Origin of the sequence: Kribbella sp. NPDC000426, assembly GCF_040300265.1 — a bacterium.
In the GTDB taxonomy this organism is placed as follows: Bacteria; Actinomycetota; Actinomycetes; order Propionibacteriales; family Kribbellaceae; genus Kribbella.
Map to the genome: position 1 here is coordinate 206,994 of NZ_JBEPDK010000002.1, position 26,074 is coordinate 233,067.

At 68.2% G+C, this 26,074-nt stretch carries 22 protein-coding genes; 14 read left to right on the forward strand and 8 right to left on the reverse strand.

Annotated features, from left to right (window positions below; genetic code table 11):
• The first annotated feature begins 5 nt into the window (after positions 1 to 5).
• The 4 genes from ABT313_RS08860 (at position 6) to ABT313_RS08875 (ending at position 3,695) form a co-directional block, all read left to right on the forward strand.
• On the forward strand, positions 6 to 434 hold the full coding sequence (locus ABT313_RS08860) for a cupin domain-containing protein (RefSeq protein ID WP_350850280.1): 429 nt from the start codon (positions 6 to 8) through the stop codon (positions 432 to 434).
• On the forward strand, positions 431 to 805 hold the full coding sequence (locus tag ABT313_RS08865) for a DUF1304 family protein (protein WP_350850281.1): 375 nt from the start codon (positions 431 to 433) through the stop codon (positions 803 to 805). Before ABT313_RS08860 ends, ABT313_RS08865 begins: the two co-directional genes overlap by 4 nt.
• 126 nt (positions 806 to 931) lie before the next feature.
• Complete coding sequence (locus ABT313_RS08870) at positions 932 to 2,473, forward strand: alkaline phosphatase D family protein (protein ID WP_350850283.1); 1,542 nt, start codon at positions 932 to 934, stop codon at positions 2,471 to 2,473.
• A gap of 1 nt (position 2,474) precedes the next feature.
• On the forward strand, positions 2,475 to 3,695 hold the full coding sequence (locus ABT313_RS08875) for a hypothetical protein (RefSeq protein WP_350850285.1): 1,221 nt from the start codon (positions 2,475 to 2,477) through the stop codon (positions 3,693 to 3,695).
• Position 3,696: 1 nt separating this feature from the next.
• Here ABT313_RS08875 and ABT313_RS08880 read toward each other — a convergent pair whose 3' ends face one another.
• On the reverse strand, positions 3,697 to 4,308 hold the full coding sequence (locus ABT313_RS08880) for an anti-sigma factor family protein (protein WP_350850286.1): 612 nt from the start codon (positions 4,306 to 4,308) through the stop codon (positions 3,697 to 3,699).
• A complete protein-coding gene (locus tag ABT313_RS08885; protein WP_350850288.1) occupies positions 4,305 to 4,808 on the reverse strand; it encodes a sigma-70 family RNA polymerase sigma factor in 504 nt (167 codons plus the stop codon). The genes ABT313_RS08880 and ABT313_RS08885 overlap by 4 nt, the downstream gene beginning before the upstream one ends.
• A gap of 87 nt (positions 4,809 to 4,895) precedes the next feature.
• Between ABT313_RS08885 and ABT313_RS08890 the strand changes: the two genes are divergently transcribed.
• Positions 4,896 to 5,411: a COG4315 family predicted lipoprotein gene (locus tag ABT313_RS08890; RefSeq protein WP_350850290.1), complete on the forward strand. Its 516-nt coding sequence runs from the start codon at positions 4,896 to 4,898 to the stop codon at positions 5,409 to 5,411.
• Here ABT313_RS08890 and ABT313_RS08895 read toward each other — a convergent pair.
• Genes ABT313_RS08895 through ABT313_RS08910 form a run of 4 tightly spaced genes read right to left on the reverse strand, consistent with a single transcriptional unit; the run spans position 5,405 to position 7,175 of the window.
• Complete coding sequence (locus tag ABT313_RS08895; RefSeq protein WP_350850292.1) at positions 5,405 to 5,767, reverse strand: YbhB/YbcL family Raf kinase inhibitor-like protein; 363 nt, start codon at positions 5,765 to 5,767, stop codon at positions 5,405 to 5,407. The genes ABT313_RS08890 and ABT313_RS08895 overlap by 7 nt on opposite strands.
• Positions 5,768 to 5,825: 58 nt before the next feature.
• Positions 5,826 to 6,284: a nitroreductase/quinone reductase family protein gene (locus tag ABT313_RS08900; RefSeq protein ID WP_350850294.1), complete on the reverse strand. Its 459-nt coding sequence runs from the start codon at positions 6,282 to 6,284 to the stop codon at positions 5,826 to 5,828.
• Positions 6,285 to 6,303: 19 nt separating this feature from the next.
• Complete coding sequence (locus ABT313_RS08905; protein WP_350850296.1) at positions 6,304 to 6,756, reverse strand: nitroreductase/quinone reductase family protein; 453 nt, start codon at positions 6,754 to 6,756, stop codon at positions 6,304 to 6,306.
• Positions 6,753 to 7,175, reverse strand: coding sequence for a PPOX class F420-dependent oxidoreductase (locus tag ABT313_RS08910; protein ID WP_350850298.1), 423 nt, complete (start codon positions 7,173 to 7,175; stop codon positions 6,753 to 6,755). Before ABT313_RS08910 ends, ABT313_RS08905 begins: the two co-directional genes overlap by 4 nt.
• Positions 7,176 to 7,247: 72 nt before the next feature.
• On the opposite strand from ABT313_RS08910, the gene ABT313_RS08915 reads away from it, so the two are divergent.
• Together ABT313_RS08915 and ABT313_RS08920 are read left to right on the forward strand one after the other, a co-directional pair.
• Complete coding sequence (locus tag ABT313_RS08915; protein WP_350850299.1) at positions 7,248 to 7,739, forward strand: MarR family winged helix-turn-helix transcriptional regulator; 492 nt, start codon at positions 7,248 to 7,250, stop codon at positions 7,737 to 7,739.
• 83 nt (positions 7,740 to 7,822) lie between these two features.
• Positions 7,823 to 8,749 carry an AEC family transporter gene (locus ABT313_RS08920; protein WP_350850301.1) on the forward strand — a complete coding sequence of 309 codons (927 nt, stop codon included), beginning with the start codon at positions 7,823 to 7,825 and terminating at the stop codon, positions 8,747 to 8,749.
• Here ABT313_RS08920 and ABT313_RS08925 read toward each other — a convergent pair.
• Positions 8,746 to 9,564: a hypothetical protein gene (locus tag ABT313_RS08925; RefSeq protein ID WP_350850302.1), complete on the reverse strand. Its 819-nt coding sequence runs from the start codon at positions 9,562 to 9,564 to the stop codon at positions 8,746 to 8,748. The two genes, ABT313_RS08920 and ABT313_RS08925, sit on opposite strands and share 4 nt — an antisense overlap.
• Positions 9,565 to 9,703: 139 nt before the next feature.
• Positions 9,704 to 12,271 (reverse strand): valine--tRNA ligase, encoded by a 2,568-nt coding sequence (valS, locus tag ABT313_RS08930; protein ID WP_350850304.1) that lies wholly within the window; start codon positions 12,269 to 12,271, stop codon positions 9,704 to 9,706.
• A gap of 74 nt (positions 12,272 to 12,345) precedes the next feature.
• Here valS and ABT313_RS08935 point away from each other — a divergent pair, with 74 nt between their 5' ends.
• From ABT313_RS08935 to mreC, 7 genes are all read left to right on the forward strand, one after another.
• The gene (locus tag ABT313_RS08935; RefSeq protein WP_350850306.1) at positions 12,346 to 13,707 is read left to right on the forward strand and encodes a bifunctional folylpolyglutamate synthase/dihydrofolate synthase; all 1,362 of its coding nucleotides are present in this window, start codon (positions 12,346 to 12,348) and stop codon (positions 13,705 to 13,707) included.
• On the forward strand, positions 13,704 to 14,054 hold the full coding sequence (locus ABT313_RS08940) for a DUF4233 domain-containing protein (protein WP_350850308.1): 351 nt from the start codon (positions 13,704 to 13,706) through the stop codon (positions 14,052 to 14,054). Before ABT313_RS08935 ends, ABT313_RS08940 begins: the two co-directional genes overlap by 4 nt.
• Before the next feature lie 3 nt (positions 14,055 to 14,057).
• On the forward strand, positions 14,058 to 14,468 hold the full coding sequence (gene ndk, locus ABT313_RS08945; protein WP_130438888.1) for a nucleoside-diphosphate kinase: 411 nt from the start codon (positions 14,058 to 14,060) through the stop codon (positions 14,466 to 14,468).
• Positions 14,469 to 14,570: 102 nt separating this feature from the next.
• On the forward strand, positions 14,571 to 18,098 hold the full coding sequence (locus tag ABT313_RS08950) for a LamG-like jellyroll fold domain-containing protein (RefSeq protein WP_350850310.1): 3,528 nt from the start codon (positions 14,571 to 14,573) through the stop codon (positions 18,096 to 18,098).
• Positions 18,099 to 18,109: 11 nt separating this feature from the next.
• Complete coding sequence (locus ABT313_RS08955) at positions 18,110 to 23,968, forward strand: RHS repeat-associated core domain-containing protein (protein ID WP_350850312.1); 5,859 nt, start codon at positions 18,110 to 18,112, stop codon at positions 23,966 to 23,968.
• A gap of 108 nt (positions 23,969 to 24,076) precedes the next feature.
• Complete coding sequence (locus tag ABT313_RS08960) at positions 24,077 to 25,105, forward strand: rod shape-determining protein (RefSeq protein ID WP_502883949.1); 1,029 nt, start codon at positions 24,077 to 24,079, stop codon at positions 25,103 to 25,105.
• Between the two features lie 11 nt (positions 25,106 to 25,116).
• The gene (mreC, locus tag ABT313_RS08965; RefSeq protein WP_350850314.1) at positions 25,117 to 26,058 is read left to right on the forward strand and encodes a rod shape-determining protein MreC; all 942 of its coding nucleotides are present in this window, start codon (positions 25,117 to 25,119) and stop codon (positions 26,056 to 26,058) included.
• The last annotated feature ends 16 nt before the right edge of the window (positions 26,059 to 26,074 follow it).

Genomic DNA, 26,074 nt, shown 5'->3' on the forward strand with positions numbered 1-26,074 from the left:
CGGTCATGACCGAATCAGTGCATCTGAGCAATGCCGGCAGCGGGGTCGAGCACGCCGCTCCGGATGCGACCGTGACCGTCAAGATCGGCGCCGAACACACCGGCGGGCAGTACGAGCTCTTCGAGATCGACGCGCCCCGCGGCGACGCGACACCGCCGCACAGCGAGTCCTGGAGCAAGGCGTTCTACGTGCTGCAGGGCCGGATCCTCGTGCAGGCAGGCGATCAGGGCTACGACCTCGGCCCGGGTTCGTCGATCAGCATCCCGGCCGGCACGCTCAACACCTTCTCGGTGCTCACGCCGTCGGCGAAGTTCCTCACCATCAGCCAGTCCGGCCGGATGGGCGCCTTCTTCGCGGAGCTCGCCACCGCCGACCCGACCGACTACGCCGCGCTGGGCGAGGTCTCCGCCCGCCACGGGGTGTCGCTGTCATGACTACGGCGGCGCAGGTCCTGGCGATCGTCATCGCGGTGATGCTGGCATCGGTCTGGCTGATGGAGTCGTTCTTCTACCGCAATCGGCGGCTGTATCCGCTGTTCCTGCTGGAGCCCCGGGACTTCGGCGCGGTCCGGCTATGGATCGTGAACCTCGGGTTCTACAACCTCACGACCGCGGTTGCGCTCGCGCTCGGCGTCGTGCTGGCGGCATCGGGGCACGTTCCGCAAGGCGAGGCGCTGGTCGCATTCACCGCCGGGCAGCACGTCTTCCTCGCGCTCGTCCTGCTGGCGACGGAGCGACGACTTTGGTTGAACGCCGTGCTCGAAGGACTGCCGACTGCCGTTCTGTTGCTTCTCGTCGTGCTGTAGGAAATTTACCAGCCCTGCGCGATCATGGGCATGAAACACCGCACACACTCAAGGTTCCCGGATGGTCACCGAGCGTTCGGCCAATCCGGGGGCCTGCCGCCCTGAGTAGGAGTGAAGGTGAGGCTCATGAGCCCAATCAGTCGCAGGACCCTTGTTCTCGGCGGACTCGCCGCGGCTGGGGTCGGCGCCCTCCCGGCTGCCGCCCAGTCGTCGGTGATCACCGCCACCGCCGCCGTCCCGTACCCGTTCCAGCTCGGCATCGCCTCCGGCGAACCGGACGCCAACAGCGTCGTGCTGTGGACCCGCCTGGCCCCCTCGCCGACCAACGCCGACGGCCAGGGCGGGATGGCGAACGCCGATGTGGCCGTGGACTGGCAGGTGTCGACCACCGACACCTTCAGCACCCTGGTCGCATCCGGCACCGTCACTGCCCAGTACGCCGCCGCGCACTCGGTGCACGCCATCGCCGGCGGCCTCAACCCGGACTCCGACTACTTCTACCGCTTCCGTGCCCAGGGCCACGTCTCCCCCGTCGGCCGGACCCGCACCACTCCGGCGATCGGTGCCGCCGGACGAGACCTGACGATGGCGTTCACCTCCTGCTCGCACTACGAGGAGGGCTACTTCACCGTCTACCGCCGGATGGCCGAGGAGAACCCGGGCGTCATCCTGCACCTCGGCGACTACATCTACGAGTACGGCGCGACCACCGGGCGCCCGCGGCTCCATCTCGGCAGCGAGATCGTGTCGCTGGCGGACTACCGCCGCCGGTACGCGCAGTACAAGACGGACCCGGATCTGCAGGCGGCACACGCCGCAGCGCCGTGGATCGTCGTACCGGATGACCACGAGGTGGAGAACAACTACGCCGGGACGGTGCGCGAGAACAACACGCCCGCGCTGACTGCGGCGCAGTGGACGGCTCGACGTTCGGCGGCCTACCAGGCGTACTACGAGAACATGCCGCTGCGGCCTGCTCAGGTGAACAGCGGCAACAGCATCCAGCTGTACCGGCGGCTGCGGTGGGGGAGCCTGGCGACGTTCCACATGCTCGACACCCGGCAGTACCGCAACGACCAGGCATGCGGTGACGGCTGGCAGCTGTGCTCGGACGCCGATCTGGCCAGCCGCAGTCTGCCCGGTAACCCGCAGGAGACCTGGCTGCTGGACGGTCTGGGGCAGCACCTGGGTACGTGGGACATCATCGGCCAGCAGGTGTTCTTCGCCCGCCGGTTCAACTCGACCGGCGCCAGCATGGACTCCTGGGACGGGTACCGCGCTTCGCGGGCGCGGATCCAGCAGGGCTGGGTGGACCGGTCGGTCCGCAACCCCGTCGTACTCACCGGAGACGTGCACCGGGCGTGGGCCAACGACATCAAGGCCGACTACAACAACGCGAACTCGGCGACCATCGGCACCGAACTCGTCACCAGCTCGGTCACCTCGAGCGGTGACGGAGACGGGGCTACGACGATCCCCGACGTCGGGACGAATCCGTGGCTGAAGTTCTACAACAACCGGCGCGGCTACGTCCGCGCGACCGTCAGCCCGACCGAGATGCGAGCCGACTTCCGCAACGTGGCAAAGGTGTCCGAGCACGGCGCTGCTGCTGCGACTGTGAAGTCGTTCGTCATCGAAGAAGGCCAGCCCGGACTGCAGGCGGTGTGAGATGAAAACCCTTGCTGTACTGATGATTGCGGCCGTCGCTCACGTCGCTACCCCCACCTGGACGACAGCGAACAGTGTGTCCACCGGCGACCAGGACAACGCGTCCGTTGCGATCAACCGGAACGGGTACGTCGCTGTGGCGTGGGAGGACGACCGCGACACCGACAACGCGACCGACAACGTCCACAGCGACATCTGGGTGCGGCTGTTCCACAACGGCACCTCTGTGTACGAGAAGAAGGTCTCCGCCGGCGGCGACAGCGGAGTGACCAACTGGCGACACCTGCACCCGGACGTCGGTCTCGACGACAAGGGCAACGCAGTCGTGGTGTGGCAGGACGACCCGGACGGCAACGGGTACTACAACATCCCCTACCGCGTCCTGAACACCGCTGGAACTGTCACCGCGTCCGGCAACGCCAACACGAGCGCGACTGGTCAGCAGATCAACCCCCGGGTTGCTGTGGACCCGGACGGCGCGCCGTCCACTGCTGCAGTCGCGTTCTCTGTTGTGTGGGAGGACATCCAGACCGGTACGCCGGCCACCGTGAAGGCAGCCGGCTACACCGGACCGACCACGCGTGCCTGGGAGGTCACCGCCTCGCAGACCACCGGCCAGCACCACAACCCGGACGTGGCAGTGTCGGCGTCCGGTGACGCGGTAGTCGTCTGGGACGAGGACGGCGACGCCAACGCCTTCTACAACGTCGGACTCGTCCGGCTGGCCCGGACAAATGGAGCGGCCACGCTCTCGCGCCGGATCGCCAACTCAGAGGGTGGGGGACAGCAGACGCACGCGTCTGTCGCCGCCAACTTCAACGGGGACTTCGCCGTCGCCTGGGAGTCCGACCACACAGGTACGGCGGGCGTGTGGACGCGTTCGTTCGACTCGTCCGGCGTGGCCAGGTATGCCGACGTACTGGTCGCTAACGGCGGCATCGCACCGTCGATCGGGATCGACGACCAGGCGCAGACCGTGGTGGGTTGGACGGTCCAGGCCACCGACCTCGATGTGTGGATCCGCGGCTTCGGGACGGACGGCACGGACACCGGTCGGTTGTCCGCGCAGCAGCTCAGCTCGGCGACCGATGGCCGGCAGGAACAGATGACGCTCGCGGTCTCGCCGTACGCCGAGGTTGCTGTCGCCTATACCGACGACAGCGACGGCAACACGTACGACCAGGTCATCCTGGGCGCGGGGATCTCCAACAACAGCTGGTGATTCAGTGCGAGGTCGGGGACATCGTGCTGAGCACCTTGTCCCCGGCCGTGACCACGTCGAGCCCGACGATGTCCTGCAGCGGGATCGACGTACTGGCCGGGACATGTGCCTGGTTGTCGCGGTTCGCTGCCCACCACCCGGCTGTCTCGGTGGTGCCGTTGCGACTGCGGACCACCAGCATGCAGTGCTCGTACGGCTGCAGGTCCTTGAGCTTCAGCTGGATGTCAGTACCCCAGCCGTGGCTGGTCAGCTTGGCCGTGGTGTCGATACCGCCGACGCCGTCCGTCGCAGTCCAGGTAGCCGAGGCCGGAGCGGATACGAGACCCCAGCCGAGCACGCCGCTCACCATGGCTGCCGATGCGGCCGCCAGCACCCAGCGTTTGCGGCGTGGTCGCTTGCGCTTGATCAGGTGAAGCGGGGCAGGCTCGGGCTGCTCTGCCTCGATGTCTTCGACCGGTACGGCGTGCAGGAGCCCCGGGAGGTGGGCGAACTGCAGCAGCGTCTCGCGGCACGCCGTACAGGTCGCGAGGTGTTCCTCGGTCGCACGCCGCTCGGACGCCTCCAGCGCACCGAGCACATAGGCGCCGATCGACATCGTCTCCGGGCACGTCATGAGCCGGTCACCCCTCGTTCCTGCAGCGCCGCGCGAAGTGCGTGCAGCGCGTAGTAGCTCCGTGACTTCACCGTCCCCGGCGGTACGCCGAGCACCGCCGCCGCCTCGTTGACGGTCCGCCGCCGGTAGAACAGCTCCACGATCACCTGCCGGTGGTCGTGGCTCAGCCCGCGCATGACCTCGATCACCTGCCAGACCTGCAGCACGCGGTCGATGTCGTCGCCGAGCTCCGCGAACTCGCGGTCGTCGATCGGTACTTCGGTCACCCGGGCCGCCTGTTTGCGGTGACCGGAGATCACCAGGTTGCGCGCGACCGTGAACAGCCAGCGGCCGGCCCGGTCCGGGTCCAGTTCCGACGCGTGCGTCCAGGCCCGCGCCATCGTCTCCTGCACGATGTCCTCGGCGTACTGACGGTCGCCGCCGACCGAGCGCAGGACATAGCCGTAGAGCGGCCGCCGGTACCTGTCGTACAACGCCCGGATCACCGTGTCGTCCTCCACATCTCAGGACTACGCACCGGAGCCGTAGAAGGTTCAACTGAACCGGTCGGCCCTGTCCTGCGTATCTGCCGGTGAAAGGAGCTGTTGATGAAAACGACAATATTGTTGCTAGGAGCAACCGTGGCCGCGGTTGGAACGCTGGCTGCCTGCGGGGGCAACAACACCGCTCAGACAAGCACCGGCGGCGCGGCCGCGGCAGGGGCCGCGGTTTCGGTCCAGAACGTGAGCGGGGTCGGCCAGACGCTGGTCGACTCGTCCGGGAAGACGCTGTACTTCGCCGACCAGGAGGCCGGCGGGACGATCAAGTGCACCGGCAACTGCCTGAGCTTCTGGATGCCGGCCACCGGTACTGCCGCCGACGCGAAGTCGGTGACCGGCCTGGCCGTCACGAAGCGCTCCGACACCGGCGCCGACCAACTCACCTTCCAGGGCAAACCGCTGTACACCTTCAAACTCGACACCGGAGCCGGCAAGGCCCAGGGCAACAACGTCACGGACTCGTTCTCCGGTATGAGCTTCACCTGGCACGCTGCCACAACCACCGCAGCAGCGGCACCTTCGCAGGCGCCGTCCAGCTCGTCCGGCGGCGGCTACGGCTACTGACGCTCGTACAACGCCGTGAGGCGGCCGCGGGCGACGGTGTCGGTGTCGATGGCTTGGAGAGCCTCGTCAAGGCTGGCGCCGTCGGCCAGACCTGTCGGCTTGGACAGCGCGTAGACGGTGAAGCGGTAGTGGTGCGTGCCGCTGGGCGGGCACGGGCCGGCGTACGACGGTTTGCCCGCGGAATTGCCGGCCTGCTTGGCGCCCGGTGTGGTGGCGCCTTCAGCAAGCTGGGTCGTCTGCGGGGAGAGGTCGAGCAGGACCCAGTGGGTGAAAGTGCCGTTGGGCGCGTCGGGTTCGTCGACCACGATTGCCAGCGACTTCGCGGTGGCCGGCAGGCTCTTTCGGGTCGCTACCACCGCAGCCGGCGGTCAGCAGTACGGCGGTCGTCAACAGCAGTAGACGCACAGCATCACGCTAATGCCTATCGCTCAGCTTGATGACCGGGAGTTCGCGGTCGGTCTTCAGCTGGTAGCCCGCGAACCGCGGGGCGGCCGCGATGATCCGCTCCCATTCCGCGGCCCGTTCCGCGCCGTGCAGCTGCTCTGCTCGGACGTCGATCGTCTGGTTGCCGACCTCGATCCGGACCTGGTCGGGATGTGCGGCCAGGTTGTAGTACCACGCCGGGTTGCTAGGAGCCCCGGCGGCGGAGGCGATGATCAGCCGATTCCCGTCGGCGGCCGGGAGCCAGCTCACCGGTGTCATGCGTGCTTCGCCGGACCTGTGTCCGACCGTGTGCAGTACCAGGATGTCGATGCCGATGACCCTGCCTGCGCGGCGCCGGATCACTGGCGCGACCAGCTTGTTCAGCAAGCGCCAGGCGCGGCCGTTCGGCTGCCGAGCGCCACGCGTGCCGGCTCGGCCGTCGAAGCTCATCCCGTCACGCTACTTGCCTTCAGTGCCGTTCGGTCAGCTTGATCACCGGCAGTTCGCGGTCGGTCTTCACCTGGTACTCCGCGAACCGCGGCGCGGCCGTCGTGATCCGCTCCCACGCCTCGGCTCGCTCGGCGCCGTGCAACTGCTCCGCCCGGACCGCGACGGTCTTGCCGTCGATATCGATCAGGACGTCAGGGTTCGCGGCCAGGTTGTAGTACCACGCCGGGTTCTTGGGTGCCCCGGCGGCGGACGCGACGATCAACCGGCTGCCGTCGGCGCCCGGGAACCAGCCGACGGGCGTCCTGCGTTCCTCGCCGGACTTCCGCCCGATCGTCCGCAGTACCAGCGCGTCGAAGCCCATGAACTTGCTCCCGCGGCCGATCCGGCGGGCCATCAGGGCGTTCATCCAGCGCAGCACCCGGCCCTTCGGCTGCCGCGCGCCGTGGGTGCCGGCCATCGTGTCGAAGCTCATCGCGAACCCGCCTCCTCGTGGACGGTGCGATTGGTGCTGACCGTGTCCTCGTAGCCGAACGGCTTGCCCTCGAGGTTGAAGCTCCATGAGGTGGTCGGCGTGATCCGTAGATAGCTGCCCGCGCCGAAGCGACCGGTGCGCTCGACCAGCTCGGCCTCGCCGTAGATGCGCAGGTAGCGGGGGATCCAGGGATCGGTCGACGGGAGATCGTCGAGGATGACGGCGACCTTGGTGTTGCCGGCCTGCACGTTGCGGTACTTCCGTGTGCGCACCGGGTCGATGCCGCCGATGTAGAGGTGCGTGCCGTCGTACTCGAAGCCGACCGGCACCGCGTCCGGCTGCCCGTCGGCGCCGACCGTCGCGATCCGCGCGATGCGCTGAGACCGCAGGTACTCGAGTTCCTGGTCGCTGAAGGACATCTGCCCTCCTCGATAGTTAATGGCATTGACTGTATGTGTCATTAACTATACATGCCCTGTACCTTGGTGGATATGACCGAGACCGAAGCCACCCGGGCCCGCACGGGTCCGCTGTTCGGCGCCGACCTGGCGGCCGACCAGATGGACACGGCCACCGGTCTCATCCAGCTGACCGGCCTCGTTCAGGGGATCTACACCCGTATCGCCGAGCGGCACGACCTGACGCCCGTGCAGGCCAGGCTCCTGTGCGTCCTGCTCGGCGGTCCGCGCGGAATGGCCGAGCTGGCGAGTTGCTTCGGCGTGGAGAAGGCGGCGCTCACCGGGTTGATGGACCGGGCCGAGAAGCGCGGTCTGGCGGAGCGTTCGGCGGTCCCGGGCAACCGGCGCGCCCTGCAGGTCAACCTCACCGAAGCCGGCCGCCGGGCCGCGACCCGGTTCCACGCCGATGTCGGCGAGGAGCTGACCAAGCTGACGGCGAGCCTGAGCGCCGCCGATCACGAACGTTTCCGCGCCGTCATGGCCGGCATCGTGACCAGTTGCCGCACCGGCAACGGGCCTTGCTGACCGTCCGGTCGCTGGAAGCCCGAAGTCGCCGGACAGCGGTTTCCTATACGATCGCAGCGTGCCGAAGCCGCTGAGTACCTGAGATGTCCGCCGTCATCGGTGCGTTCGGCGCGCTGGTCGCGGTCGCCGTGCTCGGGTACGTCGTCGGCCTCCTCGGCGTACTGCGGTCGCAGGACGAGCTGGTGCTGTCCCGGCTGGCGTTCTTCGTAGCGACGCCGGCGCTGCTGTTCACGACGGTCGCGCGGGCGGATCTGCGGGCGATCTTCTCGGTGGTGCTGGTCACCAACCTGCTGAGCCTGTTCGTGGTCCAGGTGGTGTTCGTCGTCATCGCGGCGCTGATCTGGCGGCGTACGCGGTCCGAGACGACGATCGGCGTGCTCGCGTCGTCGTACGTGAACGCGGGGAACCTCGGCGTACCGGTGGCGGCGTACGTGCTGGGGAACGGTGCGTTGGTGGCACCAATCGTGTTGTTCCAGGTCGTGATCATGGCGCCGATCGCCTTCGCCGTACTGGACCACGACCGCCAGGGGAGCGGGCGCCGGGTCTCGCTCCGCACGATGCTGACGCGACCCTTCCGCAATCCACTGACCGTCGCGTCGCTACTCGGCTTGCTGTTCTCGCTCCTGGGCGTGCACCTGCCGGACCTCGTGATGCGCCCCATCGACCTGGTCGCCGCCGCAGCCGTGCCGGTCGCGCTGGTCGCCTACGGGTTGAGCCTGAGCGCGGGTACGAAGGACTCGATCACGCTGCGTCGGGACGTCGTACTCGCGGTCGCGTTGAAGACGTTCGTGCAACCGTTGGTCGCCTACACCATCGCCCACTGGATCCTCAACCTCCACGGCCCCGCCCTACTGGCCCCAACCCTCCTGGCGGCGCTGCCCACCGCCCAGAACGTCTACGTCTACGCCGTCCACTACCGAGCCAGCCGCACCCTCGCCCGCAGCGCCGTCCTGCTGAGCACACTGCTGTCGATCCCGCTGATGATCCTGATCGCGGGACTGCTCGCCTAACGCATCGCCTTGAAGGCCTCTTCGGCGACCGGTTCGACCTGGTCTACGTTGACGCCCTCGTTCGCGGACTGGGCGATGACTGTGAGCGTGTTCGAGCCGCGATAGCACTGGGTCGGCAGGTTGCCGGACGACTCGACGCAGGTGGAGCTGCCGATCTTCTTGATCTTGTCCGGGGTCGCGCCGGAGTCGGCGACGGTCTTGTCGATGTCGACCTTGCCGCGCAGCGCGATGATGACGTACAGGCGGTCGCCGTCGAGACTTCCGTACGCCTCGACCGTCACCTGCTTGCCGTTGTTGATCCGGCTCAACGCCTCGCGCGTCTGGTCGAGTCCGGCCTGGTCGCGGATCGTCTTGTCGGTGATCCGGTCGAGCCCGGCCAGCTTCGCCGGCGGCGTGATGCCACGCTCGGTGTTCAGCCGGTTGAGCGGCCCGAGACCCCAGATGTAGCCGAGCAAGGCCAGCGCGATCAGTACGACCAGCGCCGCGCCCACCGTGACCCACGGTCCGCGGACCTTGATCCGCCGCCACCACTTCTTCTTCGGCTGCTGCGGGGTCGCGTCGACCTTCGTGTCTCCGGGCGTGTCCGCAGCAGGTCTCCCGGCTTCAGCCGGCTTTCCGGCCTCACCGGGCTTCTCGGCCCCGGCAGGCTTCTCGGCCCCGGCAAGTTTCTCGGCCCCGGCAGACTTTTCGGTCCCGGCAGACGTCTCGGCCGTAGCCGGGACGGCGGCCAGCTCGGCGGTGTCCGCGCCGGCGTCGGCCGTGGTGACGGCCTTCTCCGTCGGCTTCGGATCCGCCGGGTCGATGGGGTCGCTCATGGGGTGGCTCCTCGGACGTTCGGTCACGGGGTTCGGACCCGATGCTTCCACATCAGCACAAACCGGTCTCGCAGGGTAGTCGCTCCGCGACACGTGCCGATGCCCGCCTCCATCGGGAGACGGGCACCGGGAAACGCACTCAGAGTGTGGCGACGACCTTGACCGCGTCGGAATCGTCGGCGTGCCAGACGATCTCGCCGGTGATCCGGCCCGCGGCCCGCAGGTCGGGCTCGGCCCGCTCGGCCAGCTCCAGTCGCGCGGCCGGGCCGGTGACCTCGACCTTGCTGACTTCGGTCTTCATCGAGACCTGCGCTTCGGACTTCGCGCCGCGGATGCCGGCGAGGACCTCCGAAACCGCGTCCAGGACCTCAGGCTCCTGTGCGGCGATCGGGAGGTCGACGTCCGGCTGCGGCCAGGTGGTCAGGTGGATCGAACCCTCCTGCCACCACGACCAGACCTCCTCGGTCGCGAACGGCAGGTACGGCGCGAGCAGGCGCAGCTGGACCGACAACGCGACGGCGAGCGCCGCCTTCGCGGAAGCTGCTGCGGCTTCACCTTGACCGCCGTACGCCCGCTCCTTGACCAGCTCGACGTAGTCGTCGCAGAACGTCCAGAAGAACCGCTCGCTGACTTCGAGCGCACCGGTGTAGTCGAAACGCTCGAAGGACGCGGTCGCGTCCGCGACGACCGAGCGCAGCTGCTGCAGCATCGCCAGGTCGACCGGCTCGGTGACCGCTGCGGGGTCGGCGACGACGACCGCGGACGGGTCGGCCTCGGTCGCGCCGAACCCGAGGACGAACTTCGACGCGTTCAGGACCTTGATCGCGAGCCGCCGACCGACCTTCATCTGCGACTCGTCGAACGGCGAGTCCATCCCCGGCCGCGCCATCGCCGCCCGCCACCGGACCGCGTCCGCGCCGAACTTGTCCAGGATCTCGGTCGGGACGACCGCGTTGCCCTTGGACTTCGACATCTTCTTCCGGTCCGGGTCGACGACGAATCCGGAGATCATCGAGCGCGCCCACGGCAGCGTGCCGTTCTCGAAGTGGGCCCGGACGACGCGGGAGAACAGCCAGGTCCGGATGATCTCGTGCGCGTGCGTGTTCAGGTCCATCGGGAACGTACGCCGGAACAGGTCCTCGTCGCGCTCCCAGCCGCAGGCGATGTGCGGGGTCAGTGACGAGGTCGCCCACGTGTCCATCACATCGGGGTCGGCCTCGAACCCGCCCGGCTTGCCGCGCTGGGACTCGTCGTACCCCCGCGGTGCCTGGGAGGTCGGGTCGATCGGCAGCTCGGCCTCGGACGGCATCAGGGGGTGCGCGTAGTCGGGCTCGCCGTCGGCGTCCAGCGGATACCAGACCGGGAACGGGACGCCGAAGTACCGCTGGCGGGAGATCAGCCAGTCACCGTTCAGCCCCTCGACCCAGTTCAGGTAGCGGTGCCGCATGTGCTCGGGGACCCACGCGAGCTCCTCGCCGCGCTCGATGAACTCCTGCTTGAGCCCTTCGTCGCGGCCGCCGTTGGTGATGTACCACTGCCGGGTGGAGACGATCTCGAGCGGCTTGTCACCGTTCTCGTAGAAGTTCGCCATCCGCTCGGTGGGCTTGGGCTCGCCGTCCAGCTCGCCGCTCTCGCGCAGCTTGCCCACGATCAGCTCGCGGGCGCTGAAGACGGTCTTGCCGGCCAGCTCGCCGTACAGCTCGGCGGAGTCCTCGAGCCAGGCCGGAGTCTCGCGCAGGAACCGGCCGTCGCGGCCGATGACCGTGCGGACCGGCAGCTGCAGCTCGCGCCACCACTGGATGTCGGTCTGGTCGCCGAACGTGCAACACATCGCGATACCGGCGCCCTTGTCCATCTCGGCGGCCGGGTGGGACAGGACCGGGACCTCGACGCCGAACAGCGGCGACTTCACCGTCGTCCCGAACAGGTGCTTGTAGCGGTCGTCGTCGGGGTGGGCGATCAGCGCGACACAGGCCGGGATCAGCTCGGGCCGGGTGGTCTCGATGTAGATCGGGCCGTCGACGCCGTGGAACGCGATCCGGTGGTAGGCGCCCGGATAGGGCCGGGCCTCCATCTCGGCCTGCGCGACCGCGGTCTGGAACGTGACGTCCCAGACGGTCGGTGCCTCGGCCAGGTAGGCCTCGCCGCGGGCGAAGTTGCGTAGGAAGGCACGCTGCGACGTACGCCGGGAGTCCTCGGAGATCGTGGTGTAGAGGTGCTCCCAGTCGACACTCAGGCCGACCGTCCGCCACATCGACTCGAACGCCTGCTCGTCGATGTGGGTGAGCTCACCGCACAGGTCGACGAAGTTCTGCCGGGCGATCGGGACCTGCTTCTTCGGGTCCGGCTTGGCCGGCGGGGTGAAGTCCGCGTCGTACGGCATGGAGGGGTCGCACTTGACGCCGTAGTAGTTCTGGACCCGGCGCTCGGTCGGCAGGCCGTTGTCGTCCCAGCCGATCGGGTAGAAGACCTTCTTCCCGCGCATCCGCTGGAAGCGCGCGACCAGGTCGGTGTGGGTGTAGCTGAAGATGTGCCCGACGTGCAGCGACCCTGAGACGGTCGGCGGCGGCGTGTCGATCGAGAACACGTCGGCCCGCTCGGCGGTGCGGTCGAAGGCGTAGGTCTGCTGCTCCTTCCATACGGCAGCCCACTTCTCCTCGAGGCCTTCGAGGGTGGGCTTGTCTGGAACGCGGGACGTCTGGCTCATGCGCACAATCGTAGTGGTTGTCAAGGGGTGCTCCGAACGCTTATCCACAGCCCTTGCCTAGACTGGGCGTTCTGATGAGCGACCTCTCTTATGCCGACGTGTCGGCCCTGCTCCAGGCGCGCTGGCCGGAGCACAAGATCGAGCCTTCCCTGGACCGGGTTCGGCGGCTCGTCGAGCTGCTCGGCGACCCCCAGAAGGCCTACCCGGTGGTGCACCTGACGGGGACCAACGGCAAGACGTCCACGGCCCGGATGATCGACACCCTGCTGCGGGCGGCGGGGCTGCGGACCGGCCGGTTCACCAGCCCGCACCTGGAGTCGGTGCGGGAGCGGATCACGCTGGACGGCGAGCCGATCAGCGAGGAGCGCTTCGTCGAGGCGTACGCGGAGATCGCGCCGTACCTCGACGTCGTCGACGCCGAGCAGGAGCACCCGCTGACGTTCTTCGAGGTGATGACCGGCATGGCGTACGCCGTGTTCGCGGACGCACCGGTCGACGTCGCGGTGATCGAGGTCGGGCTGGGCGGGTCCTGGGACTCGACCAACGTCGCCGACGGCACGGTCTCGGTGATCACGCCGGTCGCGGTCGACCACGCGCACATCCTCGGCGCGGATCCGGTCACGATCGCCGGCGAGAAGGCCGGCATCATCAAGGCCGGCGGTACGACGGTGATGTCGCAGCAGAGCCTGGAGGTCTTCGAGGTCCTGCTCCGCCGCGCGGCCGAGGTCGGCTCGCAGGTCGCCCGTGAGGGGATCGAGTTCGGCGTCGTCAGCCGCACGCTCGCGGTCGGCGGCCAGGTGATCTCGATCAAGGGCCTCGGCGGCGAGTACGACGACCTGTTCGTCCCGCTGCACGGTGAGTACCAGGCGCACAACGCCGCCACCGCGGTCGCCGCGGTCGAGGCGCTGCTCGGCGCCAGCCCCGAGACCGAGGGCCGGGTCACCACCGAGCTGCTGCAGGCCGGGTTCGCCGACGTCACCAGCCCGGGCAGGCTGGAGGTCGTCCGGCAGAGCCCGACGATCGTCGTGGACGCCGCGCACAACCCGCACGGCGCGGAGGCGACCGCGGCCGCGGTCTCGGAGGCGTTCCAGTTCCAGCCACTGATCGGCGTCCTCGGCTGCATGAAGGACAAGGACGTGTACGGCGTCCTCGAGGCCTACGAGCCGATCATGGAAACGGTCATCTGCACCCGGAACAGCTTCGTCGAGCGCTCGATGCCGGCCGAGGAACTGGGTGAGCTGGCGGCCGAGGTGTTCGGCGAGGAGCGGGTGCTGGTCCGGCCGCACCTGATCGACGCGATCGACGACGCGATCCGGCTGGCCGAGGAGAACGCGGTCGCGCTGGGCAGCGGCGGCGTACTGATCACCGGCTCGGTCATCACTGCCGGCGAGGCGCGCACGCTGCTGGTCCGCAAGTCGAAGGGCGAGCAGCCATGAGATCGCTGGCATCGATCGTGCTCGGGTTCGAGTCGATCGTGCTCGCGCTGGTCACGCCGGTGATGATCTCGGTGGCCAACGTCCGGCCCGCGGTCGCCGTACCCGTCTGCATCGGTCTTGCGGTGCTCGCGATCGTCGCGGCCGGCCTGCTCCGGTTCCAGGTCGGGTACGTGCTCGGCTCGGTGGTCCAGGTCGGCGCGGTCGGGCTCGGCTTCGTCGTCTCGGTCATGTTCGTCCTCGGCCTGGCGTTCGCGGCCTTCTGGGTCGCCGCGATCGTGCTCGGCCGCCGCATCGAGGAAGCCAAGAGGTTAGGCTCAGCCGCCCACCCAAGTCCGAAAGAGAGTTGAGAGATGTCGCAGCGCACCCTGGTCCTGCTGAAGCCCGACACGGTCCGCCGCGGCCTGGTCGGTGAGGTGCTCGGCCGGTTCGAGGCCAAGGGGCTCCGGATCGTCGCGATGGACCTGCGCACGATCGACGGCGAGATGGCCGACCAGCACTACGCCGAGCACGTCGAGAAGGCCTTCTACCCGCCGCTGCGCGACTTCGTCACCAGCGGGCCGCTGGTCGCGATGGTGCTCGAGGGCGACGAGGCGATCGAGGTCATCCGCGCCGCCAACGGCGCCACCGACGGCCGCAAGGCCGCACCCGGCACCATCCGCGGCGACTTCTCGCTGTCGAACCGCGAGAACCTCGTCCACGGCTCCGACTCCGAGGAATCCGCGAGCCGCGAGATCAAGATCTGGTTCCCCGACCTGCCTTGATCCGCTTTAGACCACTCGAGGCGCTGAAAGCGTTTTGAAAGCACCGCACCCCACCATTTCGGCGTCGGCCGCCACGGCCGATCCGATCTGGAGGGGTGACGAGTGGGGACTGGGTCAGGCAAGTGGGGAGTACGCCGGGTCGTGCCCGGCGTACTCGCGGCATTGCTGCTCGCCGCATCGCTGGTACAGAGCTCGGTAGCAACTGCGCGTCCCGCCACTGAGAGCGCGGCCAGTGCCGGGGCCGATGCCGAGGGGCGGGCGAGTGCGGAGGCACGGCGTACCGGCAAGCCGGTTGAGGTGATGGAGAAGCGGACTGCGACCACGAGAGTGGTCGCGAACCCGGCCGGGACGTTCACCGCGACACTGAGCGCGGCGGGCATGGCGCCCGCTGGTGCTCCTGGGCAGCCGACGGCACCCGGGATGAGTGGGTGGGCGATTGTCTTTCGTGGCAAGCCGGGCAACAGCTATTGGCTTGGCGACGGTGACGGTGTCGCCAAGGTCGGCCAGTGCTACGACGACGGCTGGTGCAACGGCATCCAGGCTGCTCGTTCGTACTTCCAGTACGACACCGGCTGGCTGAACGGCCGGGAGATCCTCAGCAGCTCGTTCAAGGCGCTGGAGGTCTATGCGCCGAGCTGTCAGGCCCGCTGGGTCGAGGCCTGGGGCACCCGGCCGGTCGGTCCGGGAACGACCTGGAACAACCAGCCGGCCGCAGTGATGGGCATCGGCTCCTACAACGTCGCTGCAGGTCGTACCGGCTGCCCGTCGCAGTACCTCGAGTACAACGCCACCGGTTTCGTGCAGTGGTCTACCAATCCGGCCAACGGGCTCGGCTCGACCACAGTGATGCTCCGGGCCAACAACGAGGAAGACCAGCTGGCCTGGAAGAAGTTCGGTACGACGCCGGTCCTCAGCGTCACCTACAACACCCGCCCGGACACGCCGACCGCGCTGGCCGTCGAGAACGACCGGGTCTGCGGCAGCGCAGAGATCCGGGTCAACCCGCAGCTGTACGCGCCGAGCCGCGGTCCGCGGCTGTGGTCCACGATCAGCGACCCTGACGGTGGCAGTGTCGCTGCGCGCTACCGGATCTACGAGCGCGACCACACGACCTTGCTGTACTCCACAGAGACGACCGGCCTCAACTCACCAGGCCGGTTCAGCATCGACACACCGACGAACCTGAACGCCGACGGCCGCAAGCTGTCGTTCCGGGTCATCGGCTGGGACAGCCTGCACGAGTCGAGATCCGCATCAGCCTGGTGTGACTACACGATCGACAAGACGGCACCGCAGTACGGGCCGGCCGTCTCGTCACCGACGTACAAGGAGTGTCCGGACGACCTGACCTGTCCGGCCAGCGGTGCGGCCGGGTTCACCGGCGGCTTCGAGTTCCGGGCCGACGAGCGGGACACGGACGTGGCTGGGTTCCGCTACACGCTGGAAGGCTCGTCGCAGCAGGACCAGTACGTCGCGACGGGCTCGGACAAGGTGGGCCGCGTGCTGGTGACGCCGAGCGCCGACGGCCCGCAGACGCTGACCGTTCGGGCCGTCGACCAGGCCGGGAACGTGTCGCCGGTGGTGAAGAGCTTCCGCTTCTGGGCCGGCCGGGGTACGCCGCCGGTCGCGCAGTGGCGGCTGGACGGCCAGGGCACGGACACCGGCGTCGTCGACGATCGTCCCGGCCGGCTGGACGGGGTACGGCCGGCCGGGACCGCTGTTGCCTGGCGGACCGGACGGATCGGCGACGCGCTGTGGACGAATGGGACGGCCGCAGCGAACGTCGCACTCGGTACGAAGTCCGCGATCGACACCAGCAAGTCGTTCACCGTGTCGGCGTGGCTGAAGCTCGACCAGGTCGACGGTGAGTACCGGACCGCGGTCAGCCAGGACGGTACGTCGATCAGCGGCTTCTTCCTGCAGTACAACCCGCAGCGTCAGAAGTGGAACTTCGTACTGCCGCAGACCAACAACGACAATGCCGTCCGCGAACTCTCCGAGTCGGCAGCACCAGCTGTGGCAGGGCGCTGGACGCATCTGGTCGGCGTGTACGACGCAGGCACGAAGCAGATCCAGTTGTACGTCGACGGCGTACCCGGGTCTGTCGGTACCCATGCGACGCCATGGGCCGCGACGGGACTGACCCAGCTCGGCCGGGCCCAGGTGGCCAAGCAGCCGGTGAACAGCTGGCTCGGATCGATTGACGAAGTCCGCCTGTACCAGCGGGTGCTGACGAAGCCGGAGATCGACGACCTGGCCGGACGGCCCACGACGGAGGAGCTGTTCTGGCCACTGGACGAGACCTCTGGGAGCCAGCTGTCGGATGTCTCAGGTAACTACCGCTCAGGTGCGATCCGTGAGGACGCGACCCGTACTGCGGGTGCTGTCGGTACGGGCGCGGTGCAGCTCAACGGCACCGGTCAAGGCGTCAGCACTGGCAGCGCCGTCGTCCGCACCGATTCCAGCTTCACGGTGAGCGCACGAGTGAAACTCGACGCGGCAGATGGCGTCAGCAGGGTGGTGATGAGTCAGGACGGTGCTCAACGAAGTGGGTTCGCCCTGCAGTACAACGGCAACAACCACAGGTGGTCCTTCGCCGTCGATCAGGCGACTGTCGAGTCGGACACGGTCGCTACGACGGAGTGGACGCAGCTGACCGGTGTGTACGACCAGGCTGCCGGCCAGATCCGCCTGTATGTCGAGGGCGATCAGCCAGGGAACGTGGCGGCTGCGTCAGTCAGTGGCAACAGCACAGGTACCTTCCGCGTCGGCTCCGGCCAGCTTGGTACGACGCCGTTCGCGGGCGCGGTTGACGACGTACACGTCTGGACCGGGGCGCTGACGGGCGGTCAGGTACAGCAGGAGAGCAACAACCCGGTCACCCGCCGGTCGGCCGCCTACAACGGGCAGCTGTCGCGCTTCATCACCAGCGACGGCATCAGCATCGTCACCACCGGCGCCGTACCGCCCGGCTCACACTTCCTCGCATCACTCGGAGTGCCCGCGCCGGCTGGTGCCACCGGTACGCGGACCATCTACTCCTGCCTGAACAACACCCGGGACTTCTTCCTGAGCGCGACGTGCGAAGGCAAGCTCAACCTCGGTCCTGTCGGTCAACTGTGGACCGCAAAGCCCTCTGGCATTGAAAGTCTCGCGATCTATCGCTGTGTCGTCCCGTCGACGATGCACTACGCCGTCGTCGGCACGGACTGCGGTACAGGTGCGACCAACGAAGGCCTGCTCGGCTACACCCAGGCGTACTCCGCACTGGTTCGGCTGAACGCCAACAACTACCCGTACGACCACGTGTCGAGCACGACCCGAGGTGCGGTGAACATGCGAACGGAGTACAACCTCGGCTACCTGTCGACGGTGCAGCTGCCGGGCACGACGGCGTGGATGCAGTGCAAGACCGGTGAGGACACCTTCAGCTCTACCGATCCGGACTGCGAGGGCAAGACCGTCGTAGGCAGCTCCGGCTTCGCCTGGACCGACCCGCCGGCTGATGTCGTCAGCAAGGCGCTGTACCGCTGCCGGGCGTCATGGAACGAGCTCTTCGACTCGACCGACCCGAACTGCGAGAACCAGACCCTCGAGACCCGCCTCGGCTACGTGCTGGCGCGACCGTGAGGAGGACAGCCATGAGACTCTCCCGATTGCGGAGCCGTACGGCGGCGCCGCTGATCGCAGGCCTGATCGGTGCGGCGCTCTTCGTGCCCAGCCAGGTCAGTTCGGCCGCACCGCCGGTCGAGGTGCTGCCTCAGAAGGTGGCGTCCGTACCGGGCAAGGACTTCGTGCCGGCCACCGCGGTACGACCCAAGACAGTCACCCCGCCCGCGCACCCGACTCCTGCACGCCAGGGGGTTCGCGCACAGCTGGAGTCCGTGAAGGACGGCAAACTGCACTTCCGGCTCCCGTCGGCTCGGGCGAAGTCAGCCGGCACCGTCCGGGTGTCACTCGACTACAGCGCCTACCTGAAGACGTACGGCGCCGACTGGGCCTCGCGGCTACAGGTCCAGCCGGCCGCGCAGCAGGTGGACAACGACACGACAGCCGGCGTGCTGTCGGCCGACGTACCGGCAGGTGCCCAGACCTTCACCGTGGCCGCGGCAGCGTCCGGCGGAACCGGCGACTACAAGGCAACCTCGCTCGCTCCATCCGGTACCTGGGAGGTGAACGCGAACAACGGTGCGTTCACCTGGGGCTACGCCCTGCGGACCCCGCCGGTGCCGGGAGGCCTCGAGCCGGACCTGTCCGCCGGGTACTCGTCACAGGCCACGGACGGCCGAACTGTTGCCACCAACAACCAGTCGTCCTGGCTCGGTGAGGGCTGGGACCTCGGTGCAGGGTCGATCGAGCGCAGCTACAAGTCCTGTGCCGACGACCTCGGAGGCAACAACGCGCAGACCAAGACGGGCGACCTGTGCTGGGAGACCGACAACGCCACGGTCTCGTTGGGGGAGCAGTCCGGTCAGCTGGTTCGCGAGAACGGCGTCTGGCACCTCAAGGACGACAACGGGACCAAGGTCGAGCGGCTGACGGGTGCGGTCAACGGCGACAACGACGGCGAGTACTGGAAGCTGACGACGACCGACGGTACGCAGTACCTCTTCGGTCTGAACCGGCTGCCCGGCTGGACCACCGGCAAAGCCACGACCCAGTCCGCGTGGACGGCACCGGTCTACGGCAACGACAGCGGTGAGCCGTGCAACCAGGCGACGTACGCCGCGTCCGCGTGCCAGCAGGCCTACCGATGGAACCTCGACGAGGTCATCGATCCGCACGGCAACACCATGAACTACTACTACGACGTCGAGACCAACCAGTACGCGCAGAACCTCGGCGCCACCACCGGCGCGTACACCCGTGGCGGCGTACTGCGGCGGATCGACTACGGCACCCGCTCCGACAACGCCTATGCCGACGCGCCCGCACGAGTGGTGTTCGACAGCGCCGATCGCTGCGTGCCTGGTCAGAACTGTGCGACGCACACTGCTACCTCCTGGCCCGACGTGCCGTGGGACCTCGAGTGCAAGACCGCTCCGTGCACAACAGTCGCGTCACCGACGTTCTGGTCGACGAAGCGACTGAGCCGGATCACCACCCAGGTGTCGCTCGGCGGTGGCGCCTATCGCGACGTGGACCGCTGGGACTTCGCCCACAGCTACCCGGCACCAGGCGACGGCACGGCAGCCGGACTGTGGCTCAGTAGCATCACGCACACCGGTGTCGTGGGCACACCGGTCGCAACGCCGCCGGTGACCTTCACCCCGACGTTGCTGCCGAACCGCGTCGACACCCCGACCGACAGCCGCCCGGCCCTGTGGAAGCCACGGATCACCACCATCACCAACGAGACAGGTGGTCAGGTCACCATCAAGTACGCCGACCCGGACTGCACACCGACCTCGCTGCCGACTGCCGCGGACACCAACGGCAAGCGCTGCTACCCGGTCAAGTGGATGGAGCCGCCGGAGGAGACGCCGCGCGACAACTGGTTCCACAAGTACGTCGTCCAGTCGACGCTCAAGCACGACCTGGTGACCGACAACCGCGACGAGCTCACCGCCTACGTCTACGAGGGCGACGCGGCCTGGGCGTACGACGACAACCCGCTGGTCGACCCGAAGGACCGCACCTGGTCGCAATGGCGCGGCTACGAGAAGGTCGTGGTCGTCAAGGGCGACGAGGCCCACGACGTCGGCGTGACACGCACTGCGATCCGCTACCAGTACTTCCGCGGCATGAACGGCGACAAGCTCGCCAACGGCGGTACCAAGAGCACCCAGATCGTCGACACCACCGGCACGTCCACTCCGGACCTCGAGCAGTACGCCGGCTTCATGCACGAGTCGATCACCTACCTCGGCGTCGGAGGCGGAGAGGTCAGCGCCGAGATCCACGACCCCTGGTCCCGCCTCACCGCCACGGAAGGAACCGAGAAGGCCTACCAGGTCGAAGACGCCCGCACCCGCGGCCGCACGACGCTATCCGCCGGCGGAGTACGCCGTACCGACGTGTCCACCACCTACGACAACTACGGAAACCCCACCCAAACCGACGACCTCGGCGACACCGCCATAGCAACCGACGATCGCTGCACCACCACCAAGTACGTCCAGAACCCCACAGCGATGCTGATGAGGTTGCAGAGTGAGCAGCAGACCATCGGCGTCGCCTGCGGGACGGCACCGTCGCTGCCCGCTGACGCGATCTCGGATACGCGGACGTCGTACGACGGGGCTGCGTTCGGCACAGCGCCGGTGCGTGGCGATGTGACGCGGTCCGAGCAGGCCAAGGCGTACTCCGGCGGAGTCGCGCAGTACCTGACCACCTCCACATCGACGTACGACGCCTTCGGCCGGCCGCTCGTGCAGGAGGACCCGCTTCGCCGGAAGACGACCACGGCCTATACCGACACCAACGGCCTCAACACCGGTACGTCGACCACCAACGCGCTCGGCCACGTCACGACGACGACGCTCGATCCGGCCTGGGCACAACCCGTGAAGGAGGTGGACGCCAACCAGCGGGTCACCTCGTCGACGTACGACGCTCTCGGCCGGCTGAGCAAGGTGTGGCAACCGGGCCGGACAGAGGCGGTCCAGCAGGCACCGCATCTGGCCTTCGTGTACGGGGTACGGCAGTCCGGCGGACCGAGCTGGATCGAGACGCTGACATTGCGCGCCAATGGCAACCAGTTGGCGTCGTACAGCCTTCTCGACGGGTTCGGGCGGGAGCGGCAGGCACAGAAGCCGAGTCCGGCCGGTGGACGGATCCTGTCCGACACCGAGTACGACAGCCGTGGCCTGGCCGTGGTGCGGAGGTCCGGGTACTACAACAGCGACGCCGGTCCGGGTACGACGCTCTTCGAACCCGATCCGGGCCGGGTGCCCAGCGCCACGGTCACCACCTACGACGGTGCGGAGCGGAAGACCAGCGAGACGTTCTCGGCGTACAACGTCGGCCGGTGGACGACGTACACAACGTACGGCGGTGATCGGGTGACGGTTCTGCCGCCGCAGGGTGGAACGCTCACGACTACGGTGACGGACGCGCGTGGCCGGACCACGGCTCAGCTGCAGTACCAGGGCCGGAGCACCAGCACGCCGGCCGATACGACAAGTTACGGGTACACCAAGCGCGGGGACCTGGAGCGGATCACAGATGCCGCCGGCAATGTCTGGCGGTACGAGTACGACGCGCTGGGTCACCAGGTCCGGGTGGACGATCCCGACAAGGGCGTGTCCGAACTGACGTACGACGACGCCGGTCAGCTGATCGCAGGGAAGGACGCCCGCGGCCGGACGACCCAGACTGAGTACGACGACCTGGGCCGCAAGGTCCGGACGAAGGCCGGCGACACGGTGACCGCGGAGTGGACCTACGACACGCTGGACAAAGGCTCTCTGACAGCGTCGACGCGCTACGTCGGCACAGACGCCTACGTGCGTGCGGTGACCGGCTACGACGCGGCCGGCCGAGCGACAGGTGAGCGGGTGACGATCCCAGCGACGCAGGGTGCACTTGCCGGGGTCTACGAGACGACGCAGCGCTTTGCAGACGACGGCAGCCTCAAGTCGACCAGGCTGCCGAAACTCGGCGACTTGCCGGCCGAGACGGTCAACTACGAGTACGACACGCTCGGACTGCAGGACAAGGTCACCGGTGCGATCCCGTACGTGCAGGACACGCGGTACACCGGTCTGGCCGAGGTGACCCAGCTGCTGCTCGGTTCCGACGCCCGACCGCTGTGGCGCACGACGTCGTACGACGACACCACGCGGCGGATGGTCGAGGTCCGGACCGATCGGGACCAGTCCGGCGGGTTGCTGCTCGACAAGCTCACCTACGGCTACGACCAGATGGGCAACGTCACGAAGGCGGCCGACCAGGTTCCGTCGAGCGGTACCGACACCCAGTGCTTCAGCTACGACTACCTGCGCCGGGTGAAGACGGCCTGGACCGCTACGGACGGCTGCGCGGCGGCTCCGTCCACCACTGTGGTCGGTGGGCCGGCGCCGTACTGGCAGGAGTTCTCGTACGACGTCGTCGGCAACCGGACCGGAGTGGTCGCCAAGGGTCTTGCCGGGGCGGCCGACGTGGTCAGCACCTACAGTTACGACCGCCCGCACGCCGTGGCGTCGGTGCGGACCGGTGCGACCACGAAGTCGTACAGCTACGACGCGGCCGGCAACACTGTCGCCCAGCCAGGGCAGTCCCTCACCTGGGATGACGAGGGACGGCTCGCGGCCGCCGGCACGTCGTCGTACATCTACGACGCGGACGGCAACCAGCTGATCCGCAGGGACAAGGACTCGGCCACTCTGTTCGTGGCCAACGGCGAGCTGACCGCACCCACCGGAGGCACCGCGAAGGGCACCCGGTACTACGACGGCATCGGTACCCGCACCGCCTCCGGCTTCACCTGGACCGTCCCGAACCGGGACAAAACGGCGCAGACCGCCATCAGCGAGGCCAATCTGCAGGTCACCAACCGCCGCCTGGACCTGTTCGGCGCAGCACGCGGCGCCACCGCGCCGTGGACCGGCGGCACCCGTGGGTTCGTGGGTGGTACTCCGAACGCCGACACCGGGCTGACCCGGCTCGGGGCGCGCGAGTACGACCCGGCAGCCGGCCGCTTCCTGTCCGTGGATCCGGTCATCGACCCGCAGGACCCGCAACAGCTCAATCCCTACGCCTACGCGAACAACAGTCCGGCCACCTTCAGCGACCCGGACGGTCTGCGGTATTTCGAGGGCGACTCCGGCAAATGGGTGGACGCGGGCGTCTACCGCAACGGCGGCAAGAAGCGCAGCAACTACCGGCTCGGCGACTACTGCGCGATGGGGCGGGGCTTCGTCGGGTTCTACACCTGGCTGGGCGCAAGCTGTGGCTACGGCGGATGGTGGCCGAGCGCGGCCGACAACAAGAAGCACAAGCCGATGGCGCCGCCCAAGCCGAAGGCCCCGCCCAAGGCGAAACCGAAACCGAAGCCGATCCTGATCCCGCTGCCCGACGTCTATGTGGAGGAGCTGCAGGGCGAGGGATCGACGTCGACCTGCATCGTCGGGGACATCGGAGCCATCGAGGGCCGGGGCGTCGAAGGCTGTTTCGCGGCGGACGGGTACGGATTCAGCTTCAACGGCGCCTACCGGGAGTACACGATGGGCGGTGCCTCGGCCGGCGTGTCGGTCACCCGCAGGCACAACACCGGGCACGCCGACGAGGTGAACAGCAGCGACGGCAGCTACATCACGACCGGGATCGAGGCCGAGGGACTCAGCGCCGGCGCCACGATGGAGGACCTGGATCCCAAGAAGGGGTACACCGAGGAGGGCTACGGCCTCACCGGGGGCTTCTCGGTCGGCCAGGCGGGTGAGAGCCACGGTGCGAACTCGGGCTACTTCAAGTGGTGGTGGACGCCGGACTACCTCGTCGACATCCCGTACCAGTGCACCTTGAAGTGTCCGGCGTCGTCAGGGCCCGGCATGTCCTGAGGGTAAGTGGACCGATACGATCTGTCCTGGGCGGACGGGTCGTGTCGGTCCACGGGCTTTGCGCGGGCGGCGCTTAGCCTGAGTTGGGGTCGAGTGGGAGGTGCCGCGGTGGCGAACAGCATGCTCGGCCGCGACATGGCGGTCGATCTCGGGACGGCGAACACCTTGGTGTACGTGCGCGGGCGGGGCGTCGTACTGAACGAGCCGTCCGTGGTCGCGACCCGGACGGACGATCCGCAGGAAGCGGTCGCGTTCGGTCACGAGGCGAAGAAGATGATCGGGCGTACGCCGGGCAACATCACCGCGATCCGGCCGCTCAAGGACGGCGTGATCGCCGATTTCGATGCCGCCGAGCAGATGCTGCGGTACTTCATCCAGCGCGTGCACCGGCGGCGGTACTTCGCCAAGCCGCGGATCGTGGTCTGCGTCCCGTCCGGGATCACCGCCGTCGAGCAGCGCGCGGTCCGCGACGCCGGGTACATGGCCGGCGCGCGCAAGGTCTACATCATCGAGGAGCCGATGGCCGCCGCGCTCGGCTCGAACCTCGAGGTCCGCGACGCCACCGGCAACATGGTCGTCGACATCGGCGGCGGTACGACCGAGGTCGCGGTCATCTCGTTCGGCGGCATCGTCACCAGCCAGTCGATCCGGGTGGCCGGCGACGCCATCGACAAGTCGATCGTGAACTACTGCAAGAAGGAGTTCTCGCTGCTGCTCGGCGAGGCGACCTCGGAGCAGATCAAGATGACGATCGGATCGGCGTTCCCGACCACCGACGGCCCGGACAGCGAGATCCGCGGCCGCGACATGGTCTCCGGCCTGCCGCGGACGGTGAAGGTGTCCTCCGCCGACATGCGCCAGGCGATCGAGGAGCCGATCACCGCGATCGTCGACGCGGTCAAGGCGACGCTGGACAAGACCCCGCCGGAGCTGGCCGGCGACATCGTCGACCGCGGCATCGTGCTGACCGGCGGCGGCGCGCTGCTCAAGGGGATGGACGAGCGGCTGCGGCACGAGACCGGCATCCCGATCCATGTCGCGGAGAACCCGCTCGACGCCGTCGTTCTCGGCGCCGGCAAGTGCGTGGACAACATCGAGACCCTCAACCGCATCCTGGTCACCGACAACCGGCGCTGAGGTCCCACCCGATGCTCAAAGACCTCGGTACCCCCGCCCGCAGCGCGATCCGGTCGGCCGGCGCCCCGCTCCGCGCGACCGGGATGCCGCGCCAGATCCGTCGCCGCCGGACCGTGCTCGTGCTGGTGATCCTGGCTTGTTTCACGCTGATCGTGCTCGACGCCCGTCGCTCGGCCGGTTCACCGGTCGAGCCGCTGCGGGAGGCGGCCGCCGGCGTGTTCGGCCCGCTCGAGTCGACCGCCAGCTCGGCCCGGCAGCCTGTGGACAACCTCCGCGACCGGTTCGCGGAAATGGATAGTTTGAAAGCAGAGAACGAAAAACTCAAGAAGGACAACGAGAATCTGACCCAGGAGCTGAACACCTCCGACTACGCCCGCAACCGGGCGCAAGAGCTGGACAAGCTGCTCAAGGTCGCGCCGGCGTACACGATGACGCCGGCCCGGGTGATCGGGATCGGTGGCGCACAGACGTTCAGCCACACGGTCACGATCGACGCCGGGACGGCGGACGGCGTGCACAACGACATGACCGTGATGAACGGCACCGGTCTGGTCGGCCGGGTGGTGCGCACCACCACGGGGACCGCGACCGTGCTGCTGATCGGCGACCGCAACTCGACCGTCGGCGGCCGCCTGAACTCGTCGATGGCGCTCGGCTTCGTCTCCGGACGCGGCGACGTGGCCGGCACCCTCGACTACAAGCTCGTCGACCCGAAGGCCCGGCCCAAGGTCGGGGACCGGATCGTCACCTGGGGCTCGAGCGGCAACGCGCCGTACGTGCCGGGCGTCCCGATCGGCGTCGTCACCTCCGTGACGCCGAACGAAGGCTCCCTCGGATCCACCGCAACCATCAAGCCGTTCGTCGACCCGACCCGGATCGACACCGTCGGCGTGGTCACCGGACCACCCGCCCGTCCACCGCGAGCCCCACTACCAGGCAGTGCTACCAGATGAAGGGAGAACTGACACC